The 21,928-nt window shown below is 60.1% G+C and carries 18 protein-coding genes and 1 pseudogene; 7 read left to right on the top strand and 12 right to left on the bottom strand.

Going from position 1 to position 21,928, the window contains the following annotated elements; genetic code table 11:
* From OUZ52_RS16990 to ssb, 3 genes are all read left to right on the top strand, one after another.
* The coding region (locus OUZ52_RS16990) for a sensor histidine kinase (protein WP_266159730.1) at window positions 1-1,021 on the top strand (1,021 nt) is incomplete at its 5' end.
* Window positions 1,021-1,710 (top strand): response regulator, encoded by a 690-nt coding sequence (locus OUZ52_RS16985; protein WP_266159729.1) that lies wholly within the window; start codon window positions 1,021-1,023, stop codon window positions 1,708-1,710. The genes OUZ52_RS16990 and OUZ52_RS16985, both read left to right, overlap by 1 nt.
* A 245-nt stretch (window positions 1,711-1,955) precedes the next feature.
* Window positions 1,956-2,501, top strand: a complete 546-nt coding sequence (gene ssb / locus OUZ52_RS16980) for a single-stranded DNA-binding protein (RefSeq protein WP_266159728.1) — start codon at window positions 1,956-1,958, stop codon at window positions 2,499-2,501.
* A 372-nt stretch (window positions 2,502-2,873) separates the two neighbouring features.
* Here ssb and OUZ52_RS16975 read toward each other — a convergent pair whose 3' ends face one another.
* The 7 genes and pseudogenes from OUZ52_RS16975 to OUZ52_RS16945 form a co-directional block, all read right to left on the bottom strand.
* Entirely contained in the window at window positions 2,874-4,007 is a 1,134-nt protein-coding gene (locus tag OUZ52_RS16975; RefSeq protein ID WP_266159727.1) for a PDDEXK family nuclease, read from the bottom strand.
* Between the two features lie 24 nt (window positions 4,008-4,031).
* Complete coding sequence (locus OUZ52_RS16970; RefSeq protein ID WP_266159726.1) at window positions 4,032-5,501, bottom strand: class I SAM-dependent DNA methyltransferase; 1,470 nt, start codon at window positions 5,499-5,501, stop codon at window positions 4,032-4,034.
* A complete protein-coding gene (locus OUZ52_RS16965) occupies window positions 5,498-7,060 on the bottom strand; it encodes a restriction endonuclease subunit S (RefSeq protein WP_266159725.1) in 1,563 nt (520 codons plus the stop codon). The genes OUZ52_RS16970 and OUZ52_RS16965 overlap by 4 nt, the downstream gene beginning before the upstream one ends.
* Entirely contained in the window at window positions 7,057-9,837 is a 2,781-nt protein-coding gene (locus tag OUZ52_RS16960; RefSeq protein ID WP_266159724.1) for a type I restriction endonuclease subunit R, read from the bottom strand. The genes OUZ52_RS16965 and OUZ52_RS16960 overlap by 4 nt, the downstream gene beginning before the upstream one ends.
* Before the next feature lie 205 nt (window positions 9,838-10,042).
* Window positions 10,043-10,312 (bottom strand): annotated as a pseudogene (locus tag OUZ52_RS16955) (integrase core domain-containing protein); the annotation flags it as partial.
* Between the two features lie 25 nt (window positions 10,313-10,337).
* Entirely contained in the window at window positions 10,338-10,850 is a 513-nt protein-coding gene (gene mug / locus OUZ52_RS16950) for a G/U mismatch-specific DNA glycosylase (protein ID WP_266159723.1), read from the bottom strand.
* An 87-nt stretch (window positions 10,851-10,937) separates the two neighbouring features.
* Entirely contained in the window at window positions 10,938-11,567 is a 630-nt protein-coding gene (locus OUZ52_RS16945) for a TetR/AcrR family transcriptional regulator (RefSeq protein ID WP_266159722.1), read from the bottom strand.
* A 118-nt stretch (window positions 11,568-11,685) separates the two neighbouring features.
* Here OUZ52_RS16945 and OUZ52_RS16940 point away from each other — a divergent pair, with 118 nt between their 5' ends.
* On the top strand, window positions 11,686-12,636 hold the full coding sequence (locus OUZ52_RS16940) for an aldo/keto reductase (RefSeq protein WP_266159721.1): 951 nt from the start codon (window positions 11,686-11,688) through the stop codon (window positions 12,634-12,636).
* A gap of 299 nt (window positions 12,637-12,935) precedes the next feature.
* On the top strand, window positions 12,936-14,387 hold the full coding sequence (locus OUZ52_RS16935) for a serine hydrolase domain-containing protein (protein WP_266159720.1): 1,452 nt from the start codon (window positions 12,936-12,938) through the stop codon (window positions 14,385-14,387).
* 146 nt (window positions 14,388-14,533) lie between these two features.
* Here OUZ52_RS16935 and OUZ52_RS16930 read toward each other — a convergent pair whose 3' ends face one another.
* The 3 genes from OUZ52_RS16930 to OUZ52_RS16920 form a co-directional block, all read right to left on the bottom strand.
* On the bottom strand, window positions 14,534-15,031 hold the full coding sequence (locus tag OUZ52_RS16930; RefSeq protein ID WP_266159719.1) for a RidA family protein: 498 nt from the start codon (window positions 15,029-15,031) through the stop codon (window positions 14,534-14,536).
* 505 nt (window positions 15,032-15,536) lie between these two features.
* A complete protein-coding gene (locus tag OUZ52_RS16925) occupies window positions 15,537-16,520 on the bottom strand; it encodes a transporter (protein ID WP_266159718.1) in 984 nt (327 codons plus the stop codon).
* On the bottom strand, window positions 16,520-17,146 hold the full coding sequence (locus tag OUZ52_RS16920; protein WP_266159717.1) for a hypothetical protein: 627 nt from the start codon (window positions 17,144-17,146) through the stop codon (window positions 16,520-16,522). Before OUZ52_RS16920 ends, OUZ52_RS16925 begins: the two co-directional genes overlap by 1 nt.
* A 111-nt stretch (window positions 17,147-17,257) precedes the next feature.
* On the opposite strand from OUZ52_RS16920, the gene pdxR reads away from it, so the two are divergent.
* On the top strand, window positions 17,258-18,739 hold the full coding sequence (gene pdxR / locus OUZ52_RS16915) for a MocR-like pyridoxine biosynthesis transcription factor PdxR (protein ID WP_266159716.1): 1,482 nt from the start codon (window positions 17,258-17,260) through the stop codon (window positions 18,737-18,739).
* A gap of 157 nt (window positions 18,740-18,896) precedes the next feature.
* The gene (locus OUZ52_RS16910) at window positions 18,897-19,685 is read left to right on the top strand and encodes a tetratricopeptide repeat protein (RefSeq protein ID WP_266159715.1); all 789 of its coding nucleotides are present in this window, start codon (window positions 18,897-18,899) and stop codon (window positions 19,683-19,685) included.
* On the opposite strand, the gene OUZ52_RS16905 is transcribed toward OUZ52_RS16910, so the two are convergent.
* Together OUZ52_RS16905 and OUZ52_RS16900 are read right to left on the bottom strand one after the other, a co-directional pair.
* Window positions 19,624-21,417, bottom strand: coding sequence for a PI-PLC domain-containing protein (locus OUZ52_RS16905; RefSeq protein ID WP_266159714.1), 1,794 nt, complete (start codon window positions 21,415-21,417; stop codon window positions 19,624-19,626). The genes OUZ52_RS16910 and OUZ52_RS16905 overlap by 62 nt on opposite strands.
* Before the next feature lie 156 nt (window positions 21,418-21,573).
* Window positions 21,574-21,928: 2-hydroxychromene-2-carboxylate isomerase (locus OUZ52_RS16900; RefSeq protein ID WP_266159713.1), on the bottom strand; the 355-nt coding region annotated here is incomplete at its 5' end.

The following is a 21,928-nucleotide window of genomic DNA, read 5'->3' as shown; positions in this document are numbered from 1 at the left end:
TCAGCTCCTGCATGCGGCCGCGACCGCGCCGCGCGATCTGAAGCTGATACCGCAAGACCTCGCTGCCGCGGAGTGGTGCGAGCAGCACGCCGAGCAGGCCGGCCGCTACACCGACACCTTGAATGCGGCGCCCTGCTGGATGCTGCCGCTGGGCGCTGAAGGGCGCCATCTGGGGGTGGTCGCGTTGCGCTTTCCCGCCGAAGTCGGCGAGCCCAGCCCTGACCAGCGCAGCCTGGCGCTAGCCATGGCGCAAGACATCGGCCAGGCGCTGGAACGCGCGCGTCTGGCCGATGAGCTGGAAGGTGCCCGAGTGCAGGGTGAGACCGAACGCCTGCGCAATGCGCTGCTTTCCTCGGTGTCGCACGACCTGCGTTCACCGCTGGCTTCGATGATTGGTGCCGCCGGCACCTTGACCAGCTACGGCGACAAGCTGCCGCGCGAAGAACGGCGCGAATTGCTGGAATCGATACTCGGTGAGGGCCAGCGACTGGATCGCTACATCCAGAACCTGCTCGATATGACCCGGCTGGGCCACGGCACGCTTAAGCTCAACCGCGACTGGACCGATGCCGACGAAATCGTCGCGGCGTCGGTCAGCCGTCTGCGCAAGATGTTCCCCGAGCTGCGGGTGGAAACCACCTTGCCGCACGACACCGTGCTGCTATTTGTGCATCCGGCGCTGATCGAGCAGGCCTTGTTCAATATTCTGGAAAATGCCGCCCGCTTCTCGCCGCCGGATCAACCCGTGCGAGTGCTGGTGCGCACCGTGGGCGATAAATTGCAGATCGACGTCAGCGATCGCGGCCCGGGTATTCCGGAAGACGAGCGGGCGCGAATCTTCGACATGTTTTATTCCGTCTCCCGTGGCGACCGTGCGCCGCAAGGCACCGGCCTGGGGCTGGCGATCTGTCGCGGCATGATCGGCGCCCACGGCGGCAGCGTCGAGGCCTTGCCCGGCGATGGCATTGGCACCACCATTCGTATCACTCTGCCGCTGCCGGCGCCGCCAGAAAATAGCTGATGACTACCGCTATCCCTCGCGTCTTGGTGATCGACGACGAGGCGCAGATCCGCAAATTCCTCGATATCGGCCTGCGCGCCGAAGGTTACGAGGTGCTGCTGGCAGCCAACGCCGCCGATGGCCTGGCGCTGGCCGCCACCCGTGCGCCGGATCTGGTCATCCTCGACCTCGGCCTGCCCGACCGCGAAGGCCACGAGGTGCTGGCCGAGCTGCGCCAGTGGAGCCAAATTCCGGTGCTGGTGTTGTCGGTGCGCGATACCGAGCAAGAAAAGGTGCGCGCGCTCGACGCCGGTGCCAACGACTATGTCACCAAGCCTTTCGGTATCCAGGAATTAATGGCACGGCTGCGCGCCATGCTGCGCAACCACCCCGGCGAAGTCGACACCCCGCCACGTTACGACGATGGCCGCCTGCGCATCGACCTGGCCCAGCGCGAAGTGAGTCTCGACGGCGCGCCGCTGTCGTTGACCCGCAAGGAATACGCCGTATTGGCCATGCTGCTGCGCCACGCCGGCCGGGTGGTGACCCAGCAGCAGCTTCTGCGCGAGCTGTGGGGCGCAACCCATGTCGAGGACACCCACTATCTGCGTATTGTGATCGGCAAACTGCGCCAAAAGCTCGGCGACGACCCTGCCACCCCGCGCTGGCTGCGCACCGAGCCGGGCGTGGGCTACCGGTTTCTGGCCTGATCGGCCTCCGGCGGATGCCCCTTTGCGCTGTGTTGGCGCCCCGTCCATCGCCTCCGTTCAGCTGTTCAGCTAGCCATAGGCAGACGTCAAAGCCCCACACAGCAAGGCGTGGCGGGCCTACACCCGCTGGCGATCAATTCCCGCTCCCGTTCCATGCGACGCTGCTTTAAGATACTCGGCCATTCACCCATCCCGGCCGTAACCAGCGCGAGAACGTACAGCCGGCTCTAAGAGGACATACATCCATGGCACGCGGTATCAATAAAGTCATCATCGTCGGCAACCTCGGCGCCGACCCCGAAACCCGTTACACCAGCAGCGGCAGCGCGATCACCAGCCTGCGCATCGCGACCTCCGAGCAGTGGACCGACAAGCAGAGCGGCGAAAAGCAAGAGCGCACCGAGTGGCACCGCGTGAAGCTGTTCGGCCGCCTCGCCGAGATCTCCGGCGAATACCTGAAAAAGGGCCGCCAGGTCTATATCGAAGGTTCGCTGCGCACCGATAAATACACCGATAAAGACGGCATCGAACGCTACAGCACCGACATCATCGCCAACGAGATGCAAATGCTCGGCGGTAATGAAGGTGGCGGCGGTGGTGCAAGCAGCGGCGGTGGCGGTGGTGGCTATCGCGAGCGTTCGCAGCAAGGCGGCGGTGGCGGTCAACGCCAAGGTGGCGGCAATTACGGCGGCGGTCAGTCGCGCGGCGGCAACGATCAGGGCGGCTCCTCGCGCCAGGCCCCACCCCCGCCGGCCGACAACAATTTTGACGACGACGATATCCCGTTCTGAGGCGCATATCTTCAAGGGTGGTGAAATAAAGTGGGAAAAGCCCCGTTTTTACGGGGCTTTTTCTTTTTCTCCTCTCTTGAATCGTTGAGAAAAATTGTATAGTCATACAAATATAAAAAGCGGTGAGAAATGGTTTGCCGTGACTAGACTGTCAGTCCATGTACTTGGCGAGGGCGAGCGCGTCCCCAATACGTCATCGCAATAGCGGCGATATGGGGCAGCTGATCGTCAGCGAGTGCGGATTCTGGTCCAACTGAGCACCGAATCCGGTCGACGCTGAATACCCCACTGGTATTGGCCATGGGGCTGAAGGCTGCTCATGGTCGCGACGAGGCCACGGGCGATTGCTAGCGGCAGTAACTCAGGGTCCAATCAACCAACTAGTCCGAATGCATCCATGAGGCGTTCGATCGTATGTGGCCACGAGACCACAGTTGGTTTCGCTACAGAATTTTGGTTGCCGAACAGGCCCGGCTCTCGGATAGCCTTAGTCTCAGGAACGGTGGCGAGCCACTTGATTGGCACGAACACCTCCATCGTCTCAGTGCTATCGGCATGACCGCGTATTACCTCGTTCACGGTGTCCAAGTCGATATAGCGGCGTCGACCTTGCTTCGTATCGACCATGAAATCCAGGGCGGATGTTGGCTCCCCTGTTACTACTCCGACGCCTAGGTACCCAACGCCTGGTCGGTTAATCCATACTCGAGCGCTCGGTGTCAGTAGGTTCAAAGTACGTGTAAACCAGTGCCCTCCACCGGCGCTGATAAACCCGTACTTACAAGCATCTTCCCATGAGCGAGCGGTATCATTGCCATAATTGGCATAGAACTCACCGTTCCAAGGCACCCGTTCGCGACGCGCTTCGTTCTCAACCAATTGCTTGTCCCGCACCTTGACCTGGAATTCTTCGGCCTCCCTTAAAGGGATGATCTGATTGAAATCCAACAGCAATCGATCGCTAACTTGGTATGCGTTGACTCTGAAACAGGTGATATCCACGCGTTTGTCGCGCAGCCACAGTACTGAGCTAGTGAGCTCGCGCGAGAAGTCCTCAGAAAAGAGGATGATGCGCACGTCTTGGGCGAAATCATCTTCATTGGGCTCGCTCCATCGGAGGAACTCCAGCAGCATGTCCTGCGCGCTTGCTCCAGCGCTAGGACCAAGAAAAATCCGATATGCATCCACGGCCTGCGCAAACGTCATGGTAGACACCATCGCCGCATAGCGAATGGACTGTAGATCCATATGATGGCCAGTGTCCCCACGTTTGAGCTCGATCACAACCAAGTTACCCATGCGGTCGACAGCAAGCAGATCCACCCTGCGTTTCGAGTCGTCCCAGTCTCCAAACTCTTCCGAGATAACCAGAAGGTCTGGTAGAAGCTGATTCAAGTGCGCGCGCAACAGCCTTTGCAGGTCGCGCCGTTCGCGAATTTGCGCATCGGCCAAGCTAGTAGGGAGGAGCCTGGAAAGGCGGTCGTCGGCGACTTCAAAAAATGCCATGGATAGTCCTCTTTGGGCGTCGAACTACTGATCGCTGCTTCGCGGAAGCGCTGCTGCAACTTCGCGGAACGACGCCAGCGCTGATTCAAGATGCTCCACGATCTCCTGCGCCAGCACGTCCGGCGGCGGCAGGTCATCGAGGTTGTCCAGGGTGTCGTCCTTGAGCCAGAAGATATCGAGGCTGGCCTTGTCGCGGGCGACAAGCGTCTTGTAGTCGAAGTACTTGAAGCGCTCGGTTTCCTTGCGCTTGTGGCGGTTGGCCGGGTGGTAGCAGTCGATAAAGTTCCGCAGGTCGTCGCGCTTCAGCGTCTTGGTCTTCAGGGTGAAATGCTTGTTGGTGCGAAGGTCGTAGATCCACACGCCCTTGGTGTGCACCTTGCCGTCCTTGGGCTTGTTGTCGAAGAACAGCACATTTGCCTTGACGCCCTGCGCGTAGAAGATGCCGGTGGGCAGTCGCAGCAGGGTGTGGACGTCGCAGGTTTCCAATAGTTTGCGGCGGATCTTCTCGCCGGCACCACCTTCGAACAGCACATTGTCCGGCAGCACCACGGCGGCCTGGCCGGTGGTCTTGAGCATCGAGACGATGTGCTGCAGGAAGTTAAGCTGCTTGTTGGAGGTGGTCTGCCAGAAGTCCTGGCGCTCGTAGGTCAGCGCGTCGCGGTCTTCCTCGCCGTCCTCGTTGGTGATGGTCATGCTGCTCTTCTTGCCAAAGGGCGGATTGGCCAGCACGTAGTCGAAAGTCTTGTACGGCTCGGAAATCAGCGCATCGGAACGCTCCACCGCAGGGGCTCCGTCCAGCTCGCCGATGTTGTGCAGGAACAAGTTCATCAGACACATGCGGCGCGTGCTAGGCACGATCTCGTTGCCGTGAAATGTGTCGTGGCGCAGGAAGCGCGCTTGCTTCCGGTCCAGCTTCATGCCCGGCCGGGTGAGCCAGGCATGCACGCCCAAGAAGAAGCCGCCCGTGCCGCAGGCCGGGTCCGCCACGGTCTTCAGCGGCTCGGGGTTCACGCACTCCACCATCGCTTCGATCAGTGCGCGCGGGGTGAAGTACTGGCCAGCGCCACTCTTGGTGTCCTCGGCGTTCTTCTGCAGCAGGCCTTCGTAAAGGTCGCCCTTGACGTCGGCGTTCAGGCTCAGCCAGTTCTCCGCGTCGATCATTTGCACAAGCCGGCTCAGTTTGGCCGGGTCCTGGATCTTGTTCTGCGCCTTGAAGAAGATCGCGCCGAGCATGCCCGGCTCCTCGCCGAGCTTGTGCAGCACGGTGAGGTAGTGCGCCTCCAGCGGTTCGCCGGTCTTGTTGCGCAGCGTGGTCCAGCCGCAGCTGCGTGGGATGTGCGTGTCACGGTTGTTCGGCGGCTGCGCGTACTCATGTGCGAGCTTCAGGAACAGCAGGTACGTGAGCTGTTCCAGATAGTCGCCGTAGCCCACGCCGTCATCGCGCAGGGTGTGGCAGAAGTTCCAGATCTTCTGGACGAGGGTGTTGCTGTTCATGCGGTGGTCCTAGGCTTCCGGCCGCGCGGCTTGGCCGCGCCGGTTTGGTTGGCGCGCTCGGCGCGGATGCGCTCCAACAGTGTGCTGGCGGGTTCGTCGTTGGGGTGCTGCGGCACAAGTCGGCCTGCGAAGGCGGCTCTGAGGATGTTTTTGCGTTGAGCTGCTGCTTGCCTCAAGCCTCGCTCGATCATCGCTTGCTCATGAAATGAAGCTCGCAACTGGTCATCTAGGCGAGACATGATTTCTTGCTGCTCGTCGTGGGGAGGCAGTGGCACAGCCAGCGCGGCAAGCTTTGAACCATTTACGTTTGCCTGGCCCACCTGCTGAGTCACGACCCCCTTGATCCATGCACGCCCGTAAACTGAGTTAATGAATGCGGAGAGAAATTCTGGAAAGAACGAAGGGGTCAGCTTCACTGCGATCAAATACGAGGCATAAGAGCAGGGCGCAATCTCAGAGCGATACACGGCCGTCTTGCCAACCAGTTCGGGACTGTTGGTGCGATTGAAAAGCAGGTCGCCGTCTTCCAATAGAAGGTCCGGGAACTCTTGGTGATCCTTCGGAAGATATTTCAGCTTGTTCAGGTCCAGTCGGCCCTCTTGAATGTTTCCCATCCGAAGGACAGGAACGCCGCCGGCATCTTCGTTCGTCTTCGAGGACGAGCCGTATTTTTGGGCGATCGAAATTTGATCAACCGTTGCCGATGCCCAGCTTGGAGGCAGTGAGAGGTGATTTTCGTAGGAGGGTTCAGTCGGTTCGAGGTATTTGGCTTGCCAGCCCTTGGGTAGGGTCTTACGTTGTTCGGCGTACTTAGCGAGTTGTTTGGCTTCCCAGCGATCGCGGCGTTCGGTGAGGATGCGTTGGAGCAGGTCGGCGCCGGTTTCCCGGAGTTCGCCGGAGCGCGCGCGGGCGACGCGCCAGTCGGCGGTGAGGGCGCCTTCCACGGCGGCCTTCAGTATCGACTGGCGGTACTGCGCCAGTTTGCGCTGCGCAGCCTTCAGCTCGGTTACGCCGGCATCGAGATCGGACAGTATTTCGTCTAACTTCTCGACGATGCGTGTCTGTTCAGCCAATGGGGCCATCGGCACGGGCAACTTTTTTGATTCCTCAAGGGGGAGCGTTAAACGTCCCGAGCCGTTAGCGAGCTCCCGTGAAAGCTTGTCTATCGTTGGATGATTCAGCCAGTACTCCAGGTACTGGGGAAGCACTGCTTCTCGGATTGGTTTTGCCAGTCCAAGGCCAACGAAGATCGACACCTCTTCGTGAAAATCCACTCTCTTCGCGTACCCAAGAGTTCCGATCCTAGGAAAGAGGATGTCCCCGTACTCCGGCTTGCATCGTTTGATGAGTTCGCGATGCTCTGCCTCAGAGATGAACCTTTCGTAGGCATCCCAGTTAACCGGTTCAAACGGCTTGATATTTTTTATCGATATGAAGCGAACGCCGCTCTGTTGGTAGTCGGGTGTCTTGTGTGTCCCGTCTGTAATTTTCGAGCAGACATCAGCTAGCTCCACAAGCTCCCAAGACTTTGGAATGCTTCCGGCGATTTCATCGTTCAAGCCACCAACTCCTCATTCATTTCCGCCAGCAGCCCATCGAGCTGCTCGCCAAATACCTGCCACGCCTTTTGCAGCCCGCCCTTGGCGGCGAGCTGCGCGTAGTCGAAATCGTCACGGCTGATGGCGCAACTGGACGCGATGTGGTCCTTGATCAGCCGCAACCACTCGGTCTGTTCTAGGGAGAACGACGTGGCGCGCTGCGCATTGTGCCGGAGGATCCAGGTCTGGAACCGTTTGTCCACACTGTCGGCAAAGGGCTTGAGCTCGTCGTCCATCCCCAGCGCGAAGCGCACCAGCGCCACAAGGTCGGTGAGCTGGCGGCGAGTGTCGGCACCCTTCACCTTGCTGGCCTGTACGCGGGCGTAGGCGGACCACAGGCGCTCGGTGGTGAGCATCAGCGGCGGGCGGCTCAACGCCTCGTGCAGGTCTTCGATCATGGCGAAGGTGAGCGGGCGGCGCTGGTAGGGCTGGGCGTAGAAGAAGCCCAGCGCGGCGATTTCATCTTTGTGCTCGTTGAGGTAACCCGCAAAGGCCTGCACGGTGGCCTGCGCCTTGGCCTCGGCCTGTGCGCCATAGCCGGCGAAGGTGACCTGATCGAGGTTGATGTGGTCGATCAGTTGCTCATGCTCACGACGCGCGGTTTCAAGGGCGGTGCGCAGGGTCGGATCGTCGAAGGGCTGGCAGGCGGTGGCAATGCGCTGCTCGCGGGCAGCGTCGAGTTCGCGCGGGGTGAGCGTGACCTCACTGCTGGTGATGCCTGCAGTCTTGGCGGCGTCAAGGGCATCGGCCACCACCCGGTCCGGGTCCACTGCTTCGATAAGGCCGCGCGCCAGGTCGCGCAGGCTGAGTCCCTGGGCCGCCTGCATGATGCGTGCTTGCGCCTTGTCGTCCAGCTGCTTGGCCATGCGCACCAGACGGTTGCCGAGACTGAGGACGGTGTCCTCGTCCCGGCCGCCGACGGCGATGCTCTTGAGCAACTGGTCCAGGCTGGCGCCCGGCTTCTTCTCCAGCGGGCGGCTCTCGGTCTTGAGCGACTTTTCCACGCCCACCGCGTCGATCAGTACGAAGCGGGTCTTGGCGCTGTCGGCGCTTCCGCTGACCTTTTTCAGCGATTCGTAGTCCAGGCTGCGCACGCCGCGGCCTTTCATCTGCTCGTAGTAGCCCTTGGAACGCACGTCGCGCATGAACAGCAGCATTTCCAGCGGCTTCACGTCGGTACCGGTGGCGATCATGTCCACCGTGACGGCAATGCGTGGGTGGTAGTCGTTGCGGAAGTTGGAGAGCACGGTGTCCGGGTCGTCCTCGGCCCGGTACGTGACCTTCTTGCAGAACGCGTTGCCCTCGCCGTAGATCTCGCGGACGATCTGGATGATGTCGTCCGCGTGGCTGTCGGTTTTGGCGAAGATCAGCGTCTTGGGCACCTCCTGCCGGCTGGGGAAGAGGGCGTTTTCCACCGCGCTCTTCATGGCCTGGATCACGGTGCGGATCTGGCTGGGGTTGACCACGGAGCGGTCCAGCTCCTTGCCAGTGTAGTCGGTGTCCTCTTCCGTTTCGGCCCAGCGCTTCTTGCGGGTTTCCCGGTGGCGGTGGTCCACCCATTCCTGGGCCTTCACCTCGGCGCCGGCCTTGGTGACCTGGGTTTCGATTTCGTAGACGTCGTAACCCACGTTGACGCCGTCGATCACCGACTGCTCGTAGCTGTATTCAGCGACGACGTTTTCGTTGAAGAAGCCGTAGGTGCGCTTGTCCGGCGTGGCGGTGAGGCCGACTAGGAAGGCGTCGAAGTAGTCCAGTACCTGCTTCCACAGGTTGTAAATACTGCGGTGGCACTCGTCGATGACGATGAAATCGAAGGTCTCAATCGGCACCCCCGGATTGTAGCGAACCTCGCGCGCCGGCTTGGCGCCCGCAGGCAGCTCGGCCAGCGAGATGTCCTCGGCGGAATCGTCGATGGCCTCACCGGAGAGGATGGAGTACATGCGCTGGATGGTGCTGATGCACACCTGCGCGTGCGGGTCGATGCGGCTGGAGGCAAGGCGCTGCACGTTGTACAGCTCAGTGAACTTGCGACCGTCATCCGGTGGCGTGTAGGCCATGAACTCCTGGTGCGCCTGCTTGCCGAGGTTGCGGGTGTCGACCAGGAACAGGATGCGCTTGGCGCCGCCGAACTTGAGCAGGCGGTAGACCGAGGTGATGGCGGTGAAGGTTTTGCCGGCGCCGGTGGCCATGTGCACCAGCGCGCGCGGCTTGGCCATCGCCAGCGATTTTTCCAGGCCGGTGACGGCGCCTATCTGGCAATCGCGCAGCTTTTCAGTGGGCAGCGGCGGCATCTGCGTCGCCAGGCGGTGGCGCAGGGAGTCGGGCTGGGCCGCCCATTCGGCCAGCGTCTGTGGCTGGAAGAAATGGAACACTTCGCGCGCCCGTGGGTGCGGATCGCCGGCATCGGTGAAGTGGATGATCTGGCCGGTGCTTTCGTACAGGAAGCGCAGGGGGGCGCTGTCCTTGCGCCACTTGAGTTGGGAGGCCGCGTAGCGCTCGGTCTGGGCTTCGTGCACGGTGAGGTTTTCGCCGGACTCGTCGCGCTTGGCCTCGATAATGCCAACTGGCTGACGGTCCACGAACAGCAGGTAATCGGCCGGGCCGGTATCAGTGGGGTATTCGCGTACCGCGATGCCGCTGGCGGCGCCCAAGTTGATCGACTGGATGTCCTGGATTTCCCAACCTGCGTCCTGCAATTTCCGGTCGATCTTTTCCCGAGCGCGTCCCTCCGGCGTCATTAGCGGTCCCCCCATAAACGTACTTAGCTTCGATCCTTATCGAGTTTAGCGTGGAAACAGGCAAAGGGACTTGGCGCGGGCTCCACGTATTCTATCGATCGCAATCCTGACTGGAACTTCCGACGACTTACGCATCGACATTTGGAGGCGGTTCCGAGCAAGCCCTTCGGTAATCCTCCGCTTTTAACTGACGCCAAAAGTGGAGTTAGGCGACAAGGGCCAGTTTCTGCATCGGGGTGATGCCGCCGAGCGCCATGTTCGGGCGCTCATGGTTGTAACTCCATAGCCAACGAGTGGCTATGTCTTGCGCCTGTTCGATCGAGTCGAACAGGGTTCGTGCAAGCCATGCATAGCGCACTGTCCGGTTGTAGCGTTCAACGTAGGCATCCTGCTGTGGCTTGCTCGGCTGGATGTGGTCGATTCGGATGCCGTGCTGTGCGGCCCAGACCAACAAGGCGCCACTGATGTATTCGGGGCTGTAGTACTTTCCGAAGCATGATTCAGTGGGCAACTGCCTCTAGATAAAGCTGGCGGTACGCTTCGACCAGACGATCGAGACCGAATGAACGGTTTCTACCGCTGGGGTTGGGTAGCAGCCAAACGACAGCGCCCTTCATGCGTGTCGGTTGCAAGCCCCAGGCGATGTCTTGTTGACCTGAAAGCCCGGCGTAGGCCGCCTTGCCCAGAAAGGCGACAACGCGTGGCGCATGGTATGCGATCTTCTGTTCGAATTCGGCGGCGGCAGAGATAAATTCCTCGGGCGAAAGCTGATCTGCGCGCGCCGTTGGGCGCTTTACCACCGATGTCACGCCGTAGCCGTACTTGAGTATCGCGCGGTCTTGCTCGGGCGAAATTTCATCAGGGGTAAAGCCGGCCAGATGAATGACGCGCCAGAAGCGATTGCTTCGACCAGCGAAATGATGCCCCGTCGCAGCCGCTGTCATGCCAGGGTTGATCCCGCAGAACAGCACCTTGAGATCTCTGGCGATGATATCGGGGAGCTGGTTAGTCAACGCAGACCTCGCGAACTCAGGCAGGGGGCGTGCTCAGCCCTGAAAGCAAGCCATGTTCCGCTTGCAGGCATAGTGGGTATCAATCGGTTATCCGCAGATGACGCTTACCGCTTTCTGCGCGAGCTTTCTCAGCTCCTTCTGCGAGGTGCCGGTACGAGCGCGGATAGCCAGGCTCTGCATCGTCGCGGCGGCGAGCAGGGCAAGCGCCTTGGGATCGGCATCGTGTTTCAACTCCCCGCTAGCACGTGCCCGTTTGAAGCGCGCCTCGAAGTTAGCGTCGAGTGTATGAAAGCCCTCTGTCAGCATGCTCTTGATCTCGGCATCGCCGGGAGCTTCGGTGATGGCGGTGCCGAGCACGAAACATCCCAGCGCCTGATCGTCGCCCGCGAAGTAAATGGATAGCGCGGCGTCGTAAACCCTCATCAAGGCCTCGGCCAAGCTGCCGTCGCTATCGAGTGCTTTATGCATGGCCGTAAATTTGCGCGCCCAGTAGTCGCTTAACACCTTGATGTAGATCTCACGCTTATCACCGAACGCCGCACGCAGGCTTGGCCGGTTCATGCCGGTGGCGCTGGCAATGTCATCGAGCGAAGTGCCGGCATAGCCGGTTTTCCAGAACACCTGCGCTGCCTGCAGCAGGGCGGCTTCGGGCTGGTAGGCGCGTGGCCGCCCTCGTGGTTTTTTCTCGGCCGGGTCTTTTTTTGTTCCGGATTGCATAAAAATATTGATCTTGTGAGCTTCGAGTGATTATTATTCGAATATGTACAAAATTCAATGCGGCGGAATCCGCGCGCAAGATGGGTCGGCGGGCAGGCTAGGACAGGAGAATAGAGACATGAATGCCTTTGCACGTTTTTCTAGTACAAGCATGGCGCTTGCTCAGGGGGCTGGAGCCATCCCGGCGGCGGGCTTCGGCACCTTGATTGCCAACCCTGTCGCGGCCAGGCAGGCGATTAAAGTCGCACTGGAAGTAGGCTTTCGACACCTTGATTGCGCCGAGCTCTACCGCAACGAGGATGTGGTCGGTGACGTGATGCGGGAGGCTTTTGAAGCCGGAACAGTGAGCCGGCAGGAGCTCTTCGTCACCAGCAAACTATGGAACAACAATCACCGCCCGGAGCGCGTCAAATCGGCCTTCGAGGCAAGCCTTCGTCGTTTGCAGCTCGACTACCTCGATTGTTATCTGATACATACGCCCTTTGCGTTCCAGCCTGGTGACGAACTGGATCCCAGGGACGAACGTGGCGAGCCGATCTACGACACGGGGGTAACGCTGATTGAGACATGGCGGGCGATGGAGCGCCTCGTGGACGAAGGCAGGTGCAGGTCCATCGGGTTGTCGGATATTACGCTGGAGAAGCTAAAAGAAGTCGTTGCGGTCGCGCGCATCAGGCCCGCTGTGGTGGAGGTCGAGTGCCATCCTTATCTGCCCGAGTGGGAGCTGCTCGATTTCTGTCAGCAGCAGGGCATCGTGTTGCTCGCCTTCGCACCGTTGGGGCATGGCATGGAGCCGAAGATAACCGACGACCCGGTGATCATTGCGATCGCTCAGCGGGTCGCCAAGACGCCGTCGCAAGTCGCGTTGGCCTGGGCGGTACAGCGCGGTACGGCGTTCCTGACGACGTCAACCAATCCGGCTCATATCAGCGAGAACTTCGACATTTCATGGCTGCCTGACGACGCCATGCAGGAGTTGCAACATCGCATGGCGACCAGCATCCGACTGAACGCCGTGGTACAGACCGGCGTGCCTGGATTTGTTCCTCGGCGTGGGCCAATGAACTGAGGCGGCGGTACTTCAAAGACAGGCGGGTTTACCGTGCTGATGCCGGCGATAGGGGCCCGGCATGATGAGCTGCCTGTAGCGACGTGCCCGTAGATCGAATGTCCGGATTGATCCAAACGCCGTGACGCCAGCTAGCCACGCTGAACATCGTTGAACGGCAATCGCCGATAAGCAGGTGCTGCTCGCCTCGATCCAAATCGGCCTGATGCGCTTCATTTCAACGGTCGGGCTGCAAACCGTTGGCATAGTTGTCATACGATGCTGCCCTGGCATGTCCACCTGGTTCAGGAGTGCATCGTTTGAAGACGTTAGCCCTGGCGTTGCTAAGTCTCGCCACCTTTGTTTGCCATGCGCAACAAGCCCTCTCCGAACGGGACATCCACAAGATCGAGAATGGCTTGGTGCCGCGTGTGCTGGTTCGAGGCGAGACAGCGAAGACCTACAACGTGCTTGATCGAATGAAGTTGTTCAACGTCCCTGGCATGAGCATCGCGGTGATCAAGGACGGTAAGCTCGTGTGGCAGAAAGCTTACGGATTCGCCGATGTCGCAAACCATGTCCCGGTCGATATCCACACGAAGTTTCAATCCGCTTCCATCAGTAAATCGGTTACCGCAGTCGCCGTGCTCAAGCTCGCGCTGGTGAAGGGGCTGGATCTGGACCGCAACGTCAACGACTACCTGCGCAGTTGGAAAATCCCTGACAACGCGTTCACCCAATCGGAGAAGGTGAGCATACGCCGGCTGCTTAATCACACGGCGGGTTTGAACGTCGATGGTTTTCCCGGCTATGACAAGACGGAGAAGATTCCCGATGCCATCGGCGTTCTCAACGGCGAAGGCAAGAGTCCCAAGCTTGTAGTCGAGGCCATTCCCGGCACCCGCTACTCGTACTCGGGCGGTGGTTATGTGGTCTTGCAAAAGCTGGTCGAGGATGTATCCGGCGAATCGTTTGAGCGTTATATGCAGGATGAAGTGCTGACGCCGCTGAAGATGAGTGACAGTTCGTTTGATCCGTATCCCGGCACGCACATGAGCCTGGCATATAACTTCCGTGGCGAAGCCTATGCGGGCGGCTGGCACGTTTATCCCGAACTCGCCCCGGCCGGACTGTGGACAACACCCGGCGACTTGGCGACGTTCTGTCTTGCCGTGCAAAACTCGTTGCGTGGTGTCGAGGGCTCATACCTGCCCAAGGCGATGGCCGAGCAGATGCGCATCGCCAGCATGAAGCCGGGTGGTGGCGATGAGTACGGCCTCGGGCTGGAGCTTCAAGGCAAGGGTATCCACGCCTTGTTTGGTCACGGCGGCAGCAATGCCGGGTTCAAGAACGAAATGTTCTATTTCTTTAATCAGGATCTCGGCCTTGTGCTGATGACGAATTCCGATAACGGGCGCCTTCCGCGCAATGAAATGATCCGCGCCCTTTCCGATCACTATCGTCTAGATCTGTTCGCGCCCACCACCGTTACCGCAGTGCACTTGAGCAAGGCCACGCTTGCTTCTTATGCCGGCAAGTATCAGCACGCGGAGGAAAAGAATCACTATTTCACGGTCAGCGTCGACGCCCATGATGGTTTGGCGATGGAGGATTTGACGGACGGCAAGAAGAATGTGTTTATCCCGCTGGGGATGGGCAAGTTTGTCGATCGCTATAGTGGCGAAGAGGCCGTATTCAGCGTCGATGACGCGAGTGGGCCTACCCGCATGCTTTACGCCGGCGAAGACCGCTTGATCAAGGTGTCGGAGTGAGGGCGCTTATGCGCGTGCTTGCGCAGTCTTCTGTCGGGCGGCATGAATGGCTTGAGGTCATTGCCCCAAGCCATCATGGCCCGCTGACTTACTAGCCCGCTGCCGGCGCGCCGGGTATTTCGCCAGGCTCGGCTGCGGCTGCGTGGTTACGGACGTACGGCGATGACTTCGATCTCGACGCGAAAGCCCGGGTTGCCCAGCGCAGCGACCTGGAAGGCCGAGCGTGCGGGCAGCTTGGGTTGCTGCTTGCTGCCGAAGAACTGCGTATAGCCCGCCATGAAGCCGTCGAAGTCCATATGCCCGCCATGGCTTTCATCGCCGACCAGGAACACCTGCATCTTCACTACGTTGCCCATGCCCAGATGCATGCTCTTGAGTTGTTTCTCGATAGCGGTCAGTACGCCGATCGTCTGGGTCTTGGTGTCGCCATAAGCCGCGACCGAGTTTGTAGCCGCCTTGGCGTCGATCACCGGAGGCACATTGCCGCTGACATAAATGGTGGCTTTGCCGGCCGGTACTTCCACCGCGGCTGAAATAGGGAAACTGCTGTCGGGAATCTTATAGCGCTGCACATCTTGCGCCGCTGCGGCGCCCGATGCGGCGAGCAGCAAGGCTAACGTGGTACCGCAAACGACTTGACGCATGAAGTCTTCCTCTGCTGAACAGGGTGGGGGGAGCTGTCTGCATCCATGATGCCTGACCGAGGCCTGGCAGGTGGCGATGGGGTTACGGCAGCTGGCGTGGATAACATCAGCTAGCTGCTTATCGCATGGTTTGCTGTCTTAATCGGTTCGGCTTCAGCCGGCCGCACCAACGATCACCGTCTTTAGCGAACTTCAAGCGAGCGCGCCGTTGCGGCGGAGATGGCATGCACATATTTTTTGCGCTGCTTTTCAGTGTTTTGCCATGGCCTGGCCATCGTGTCGATGCCGTTTTGACAACGCATGAATCGGCGCTAGTTGCCATGGCGGACCGCGCTCTGTATAGCGCGAAAGACCTCGGAAAAATCATGTCAGCGGCCTGGATCAGCACAGCGATTAAGCCATGGATTCGTTACCGCCCTACCTCAAAGACATCGGCATCACCTGGTGCCTGTCGGCATTTAAATGCCGCAGCGACGTCGAAGCAGCGCGGGTTTCCGATCCCGGCTCAGTGGACGTAGTTAATCGCGATGGCCGGCGTGATCGAAGAGTGACTGCGGTGGCCGCCGAGAATGAAGCGACTGCCCAGAAGCACACCAAGATTGGGCGTCCAGCTGTATTCAATCGCCGGGGCGAAGCCGAATGCCGCGCTGGAGCCGGAATTGAAGCGGACACGTGGCGCATCTTGCGTGCTGCCGATGCCGAGCACGTCGTATCCGCTGACGCGGGTGTTGTGGTTGTGGCTGTAGATGGCATCGAGCGCCAGTACCCAGCGCTGGGTCAGGCTGTATTCCCATGCCGCATTGGCATAGAACGCGCTGCCGGGTTTGGCGTTGCCGCGAAAGGCGGCATCGGTGCCGTAAACGCTCACTCCGGTCACGTTCGCGCTACGCGAAAACGACTGGGTGACATTGAAGCGCATGCGCAGGATGCGGCCGTTCGGCAGCCAGAAATAGGTTTGCGAATTGATGCCCAGGGTCGTGCTGTAGCTGCCGCTGCCGACACCGTTGCTGGGGCGGCTGCCTAGTCGATCGTACTTTCCGGTCGGCAGGGTTTCCTGTAATTGAAGGGCGATCGTCGGCATCGAACTGCCTTCATGAAACTGGGTAAGCCGGTACTGCGCCTGCAGGATGAGATCGCCCATCTGCACGCCGGAGCTGCTCGGGCCGTTGCTGACCCGGTTGTAGCCGACGATCGGGATCATGCCGACGGTGAAGCGGTCGGCCAGACCGTAGAGCACATAGGCGCGCGAGCCGAAGCTGTCCGCAGGGGTCGAGCTGACGTCGTATAGATAGGGCTCGAAAAGAAAGTGGCCGGGCGGCAAGGTCTCGGCGGAGTTCGCCAACATCGGGCCGGTCCACCAGGCATCGGCCCGTGTTTCGATGCCGGATGCATTGTTGGTGGATTGCGCATGGGCCGGCAGGGGATGCGCAAAGTAGGTTATCGACAAGCACAGCAAAAAACACATTCCCAGCCGTTGCATCAGATTCATTACTTAGCTCGTGTCAACGTCGCGATGAAATTAGGTTCCCAAGTCTTGCCGCCGTCATCGGAGAAGGCTTGTTCGAAGCGATGCGCGTCTGGGGTGATATCGGACCAGGTGGCCCGAACCAGGATGGTTCTGCCCTCGAATGGCTCCTGATCGACGAGCTCACCGCGCCCTTGTTTGAACTCGCCCACCGCCGGTGGGCCCAGGGTGCCGTCGTCGCTGCTGGCAAAGGTCTGGCTCCATTGGTGCGATTTGGGGTTGTAGAGGAACAAGGTCAGGCCTTCGAAATGACCATCGGGACCATCGGCCTCGATCTCTTCCAGCTTGCCCCGACCCTGCCAGACGTTGCGCACGTCGACCGTGCCGTTGAGCTCGACCCATTCGGCGGAACCGCTGAGCGGGTGTTGCATGCGCTTGATATGGGTTTTCCAGCGACCCAGGTTGAAATCGAAATCATGCTGGCCATCGCGATAGGTGTTGGTGGCCGATGAGCGGCTGTCGGCGGTGGTTTTTGCGCTAGCCGCGGCGGTTTGATTCGCGCTGGTTTGCCCGAACACCGGGCCCAAGCCCACGAGACAGCAGACTGCGCAGAACGCGCAGGCCCAGCGAATGTTCTTGCGTGCAGTCATAACCCACCTTCCTGCAGAGTCCGATTGTGTGGCGCGAAATTAAGCCAGATAGTGGTTTACTGGAATAACCACTTCGATATGATTCGATATAACCACTTTGGGGTGTCTGGGATGAAGCCTATCGCTGCCAGTTTTCTTCCGCCGGTCGCACTCGATGCGAAAAGCAGCACGCCGATGTATCAGCAGTTATCCGATTGGTTTCGGCGCGCGATCATCGATGGGCAACTACGGCCAGGGCAACGGGTGCCGTCTACTCGCAGTCTGGCTCATGAGCTGAAGATCTCGCGGATTCCGGTCCTCAGCGCCTATGAGCAACTGTATGCCGAAGGTTATCTGGAGACCTTCACCGGCGCGGGCACCTGCGTGGCCAGCTCGATACCGGGTGGGGCATCGAAGCCCTCGGGTGCCAAGGCATGGAGTGCGCCGCCGAAAGTCGCCGGACACAGCGCGCCGCGCAGGATTTCCCAGCGCGCGGCGCTCATGCATGGGCCGCCGCAAACCTGGTTGAGCAATCTAGGGGCGTTTCGCGTCGGCTTGCCGGCGCTGGATCATTTTCCGCTGGCTACGTGGTCGAAACTGGTGAACCGGCATGCGCGCCACGCGCCGATCGAGGTGATGGCTTACGGCGACCCGATGGGTTACCTGCCGTTGCGCGAGGCGATTGCCGAGTATCTGAGCACCGTTCGCGCGGTGCGCTGCGAGGCCTCGCAGATCGTGATGACGACAGGGTCGCAACAGGGTTTGCAGATCTGTGCCCATGTCTTGCTCGATGCCAAGGATCTGGTGTGGATGGAGGAGCCGGGTTATCCCGGCGCGCATCAAGCGTTCAAGACGGCGGGCGCGCAACTGATCCCGGTGCCGGTCGATCACGAGGGGCTGGACGTGGCGGAGGGTATTCGGCGCGGGCGTGGCGCACGGGCCGCTTATATTTCACCGTCGCATCAATTTCCTCTGGGCACCACGATGAGTGCCACCCGGCGCCTGCAATTGCTGAGCTGGGCGGCCGCAAACGATGCCTGGATCATCGAAGATGACTACGACAGCGAATATCGCTTCAGTGGCCGGCCGATCGCTTCGTTGCAGGGCCTGGATACCGAGGATCGGGTTATCTATCTAGGCACCTTCAGCAAGGTGATGTTCCCGGCCATGCGCCTGGGCTACATGGTGGTGCCAAAGGATATGGTCGCGGCGTTCTATGCCGGCCGCGATGCCGCGGATACGTTTTCTTCCACGCTGTATCAGGTTGTCATGACCGACTTCATCCGCGAAGGGCATTTCGCGCGGCATATTCGCAAGATGCGCGGGTTGTATATGGAGCGGCGCACGACCTTGCTGGAAGCCATCCAGAAATACGTGCCGCACGAGTTAGAAGTGATCGGCGCCGAGGCCGGAATGCAACTGGTGGCTTTGCTGCCGCCCGACGTCAGCGATGTCGCGGTGTCTAAAAAGGCGGCGCAGAAAGGTGTTTCGGTCAGGCCTTTGTCGCTGTGCTATCTGAACCCGCCCGAGCGGGGCGGGCTGATTCTCGGCTATGGCGGTGCGCAGCTACAGGATATTCGCGACGGTATCCGCAAGCTTAAATCGTGCTGGTGAAGCAGGTGCGGGCGGTGACCCGAAAGCGCATCGGCTGACGCTTTGGCCGCTCGATGTGATAGAAATCGGCAGCTTGATTTGCCGCTGGCCAGGGAACTGACCTTACGGCGCAAGGCGATCAGAGGATGCATCGGGATAACGGATCAGGGGGTTCGCGATGAAGTGGTTATCAGCGGGATGGATGTTGGCCGCATCGATGGCGTTGGCTGGCGTGGTACAGGGCCAGGATACGCTCAGCCCGGCGGCCGCAAGCAGCGTGGCGACATCGCCCGCGCCCTTGGACGAGGCCGCGCAAGAGTTGCTGCTAGCCAGGGCGACCGAGCTGGTCAAGGCAAAACAGCATGCCGAAGCCGTGGCCGGGCCAATCGATCAGATCATCCACAACTACGAAAGCGCCTACGCCCATAGCAAGAAGCGCATCTACAACGCGACATCGCCGGCTGAGTCGTTGCTGTATCTGGTCACCGCCGCCAAAGACAAAGTCGATGCGCAGGTGCTGGGCAAGCCGACCTGGTCATCGGCTTATTACCTCAAGGCTTATGCGCTGGAAGAACTCGATAACCTGCCTGAGGCCGAGGCCAGCCTGCTCCAAGCCTTGAAGCTTGCACCGGCGCGCTCGGGTTTTCTGTCTGAGCTGGGCAACGTCTACGAACGCCAAAAGGATTGGCCGAAAGCCTTGCAGGCGTTCAAGCAGGCCGAGGACACCGCGGGTATTTCCGATAAAAGCAAGGAGACGCCTGAGCGTTGCCGAGCCCTGCGCGGCCAGGGCTATGTGCTGGTGGAGCTGCGCCAACTCGATGAGGCGCAACAGAAGTACCGCCAATGCCTGAAGCTCGATCCAGGCAACCAGGCATCGGCAAACGAGGTCGGCTATATCGAGAAGCTCAAGAGTAAGCCAGCAGGTCAACCTCCTGTATCTGCGGCGACAACGAAAGTTGCCGAGTGATGGCGATATCGGTGGCTCGCGCATATTCCACGTAGTCGACACAGAGCAGGCCGGGCAGATAGCCATGGTTATTGGGTTTGATGCCCGCGATGACGCCAGCCAGATTTCGATTGGCCTCTTTGGATACCAGCCAGACGCCGGTCGGCGGGGTCAGTGTCCATGACAGCAGGAACAAATCGCAGGGCAGGCTTGGCGCGCTCAGGCACTTGCCGTTGTAGTGCTCCAATTTCTTCAGCTGATCCACTTTCATGGTGGTGTAGCTCATGCTGTTGGAGTACTGGTCGAACACGCGCAAGTCGCCGCGCGCCACATCATTGGCCTGCGAATCGCGATACACCCAGATGCCGGGCTCCGGCTGATTGAGCGGATATTGTTCGTCGCAAAGCACCAGCACCCGGCCGCTGCTGGCGGTGTAATCGCGCAAGGTCAGATCGGCTAGCCGCTTGCCTGTCGGCAGCGCGGTAAACAGCCAGCTGCCGATGGCGGTTTTGATCTGCTGGATCATCTTGCGGTACAGCTCGGCGTTGAGCCCATGGAAGTGCGAGAGTTTCAACAGCACCAGTTCGCGGTGACCGCGGCTCATGAAATGGCGAATGTCCTCCAGCACCATGGCCATCGGCGGCCCCTTGATCGGGCCGTTATAGAGGTAAAAGCTGCTGCCATCCCAGCCCGGCCGCAGGTCGAAATAGCGAATGCCGTTGGCGAGTTGCTCGAACAGGCTGAGGTCTTGTGTCTTACCCAGGGTTTCCCAGCCGCCGCTGGTATACATGGCGGCATCGTGCGCCGCGGGCAGGATCAATGTTCTAAGGGTGCGGGCGCCGAGTTGGTCGAGGCGGTCCTGCATCCAGCTGGCGCGGTCGGTGACCAGGGCGGCGGAGTACCACAGCGTGTCGGCGTTTTCTGACTGGCGGGTCTGGATGGCGATGCTGCCATTGGTGGCAACGGCCGGGGCGGCGCCGTCGTCGTAGTGGCGCGAAGGGCCAACCCAATCGATGCTGCTGCCGTGAATGCGTCCGCAACGTTGCTGGGTGGCTCGGCCCAGGGTGCTGTCCGATTGGTGGACGGCAATGACGAAACCATCGTCGGTAAGCGCTACGCCTGGATTGATACCGTTGTCATAGTGGGTTGGATAGCCCCAGTCGATGCGGGTGCCGTTGATTCGGCCGACGCGGTAGAGCAGCTTGCCGTCATCAGCGGCCGATTGATGGACCGCAACCACCGTGCCATCTCGTTGCATCGCTACGGCGGGTTTGCGGCCCGTGTCGTAGTTTTGGCTGGCGCTCCAGCGCAGCGTTTGATGCTCCAACCGGCCGACGCGGCACCATAGCCCGGTATTCCAGCCTGATTGATGTACTTCCACCACGTCGCCGCGATCATTCAATGCCACCTGCGGCGTGATGCCTCCATCGTACTTGCTGCTGCTGCCCCATTCGATGGCATCGCCTTTGATGCTGCCTATGCGGCTGTACAAGTGGTCGAAATGTTCGGACTTGTGTACCTCAACCAACAAACCCTCGGTATTCAATGCGACGGCGGGAGTGATGCCGCTGTCGTACTTTTGGCTGGGTTGCCACTGCACGCTAAGGCGTTCGCACTGGCCAATGCGGTAGTACAGGGTGTCGAAATGTTCCGACTTATGTACTTCAACCGCGATACAGGCCGCATTGAGTGCGATCTTGCTCTGGACACCTTCGTCGTACTGCAACCCAAGACCAAAAAAGACGTCCTTCATAAACATGCCTTTTTAAGTGATGAGTAAGACGGCGCCGCGACGTAAGCCACTGGTGAGAGCAGAAAAGCCGGTTCACAACCTCCGTCTCGAAGCGCGGCAAAAGCCTATCATTGCGTTTGTGATGTCCTGTTTCACGCACTGGTGGAGCATTTTGGTTCAGTAGTTCATCGCGGCAGCATAGGCCAGCGCATCTTCAAGACGATCATTGCCCCAGAACATTTCATCGCCACAGAAAAACGTCGGGGCACCAAAGATGCCGCGTGCCTGAGCGGCTTCGGTTTGCTGGCGCAAGCGATGCTTGTGCTGATCCGATTGGGCGCTGGCGATGATCTGCGCCGACGGCAGGTCGAGCTGCTGCAGCGCTGCGGTCACTGCTTCGACGGTATCGATATCACGGTCTTCGGCAAAATTCATATGCATGATGCTTTTGCAGTAGTCGCCCATCCATGCTTGATCGGCACCCAGCATGGCAACGCGCCTGGGTAGCAGGGCGCGGCGCGGGAAATGCGTC

Origin of the sequence: Dyella silvatica, assembly GCF_026283955.1 — a bacterium.
GTDB lineage: Bacteria > Pseudomonadota > Gammaproteobacteria > Xanthomonadales > Rhodanobacteraceae > Dyella_C > Dyella_C silvatica.
Note: the sequence above shows the minus strand (reverse complement) of the source record. Positions and strands in the feature narration are given on the sequence as shown.

Bases quoted from the DNA above. Each gene is read 5' to 3' on its own strand.
- OUZ52_RS16970 (WP_266159726.1), bottom strand. From the start codon at position 5,501: ATGAACAGCAACACCCTCGTCCAGAAGATCTGGAACTTCTGCCACACC.
- ssb (WP_266159728.1), top strand. From the start codon at position 1,956: ATGGCACGCGGTATCAATAAAGTCATCATCGTCGGCAACCTCGGCGCC.
- OUZ52_RS16975 (WP_266159727.1), bottom strand. From the start codon at position 4,007: ATGGCATTTTTTGAAGTCGCCGACGACCGCCTTTCCAGGCTCCTCCCT.
- OUZ52_RS16945 (WP_266159722.1), bottom strand. From the start codon at position 11,567: ATGCAATCCGGAACAAAAAAAGACCCGGCCGAGAAAAAACCACGAGGG.
- OUZ52_RS16940 (WP_266159721.1), top strand. From the start codon at position 11,686: ATGAATGCCTTTGCACGTTTTTCTAGTACAAGCATGGCGCTTGCTCAG.
- OUZ52_RS16930 (WP_266159719.1), bottom strand. From the start codon at position 15,031: ATGCGTCAAGTCGTTTGCGGTACCACGTTAGCCTTGCTGCTCGCCGCA.
- OUZ52_RS16925 (WP_266159718.1), bottom strand. From the start codon at position 16,520: ATGAATCTGATGCAACGGCTGGGAATGTGTTTTTTGCTGTGCTTGTCG.
- OUZ52_RS16905 (WP_266159714.1), bottom strand. From the start codon at position 21,417: ATGAAGGACGTCTTTTTTGGTCTTGGGTTGCAGTACGACGAAGGTGTC.
- OUZ52_RS16910 (WP_266159715.1), top strand. From the start codon at position 18,897: ATGAAGTGGTTATCAGCGGGATGGATGTTGGCCGCATCGATGGCGTTG.
- OUZ52_RS16985 (WP_266159729.1), top strand. From the start codon at position 1,021: ATGACTACCGCTATCCCTCGCGTCTTGGTGATCGACGACGAGGCGCAG.
- pdxR (WP_266159716.1), top strand. From the start codon at position 17,258: ATGAAGCCTATCGCTGCCAGTTTTCTTCCGCCGGTCGCACTCGATGCG.
- OUZ52_RS16920 (WP_266159717.1), bottom strand. From the start codon at position 17,146: ATGACTGCACGCAAGAACATTCGCTGGGCCTGCGCGTTCTGCGCAGTC.
- OUZ52_RS16960 (WP_266159724.1), bottom strand. From the start codon at position 9,837: ATGACGCCGGAGGGACGCGCTCGGGAAAAGATCGACCGGAAATTGCAG.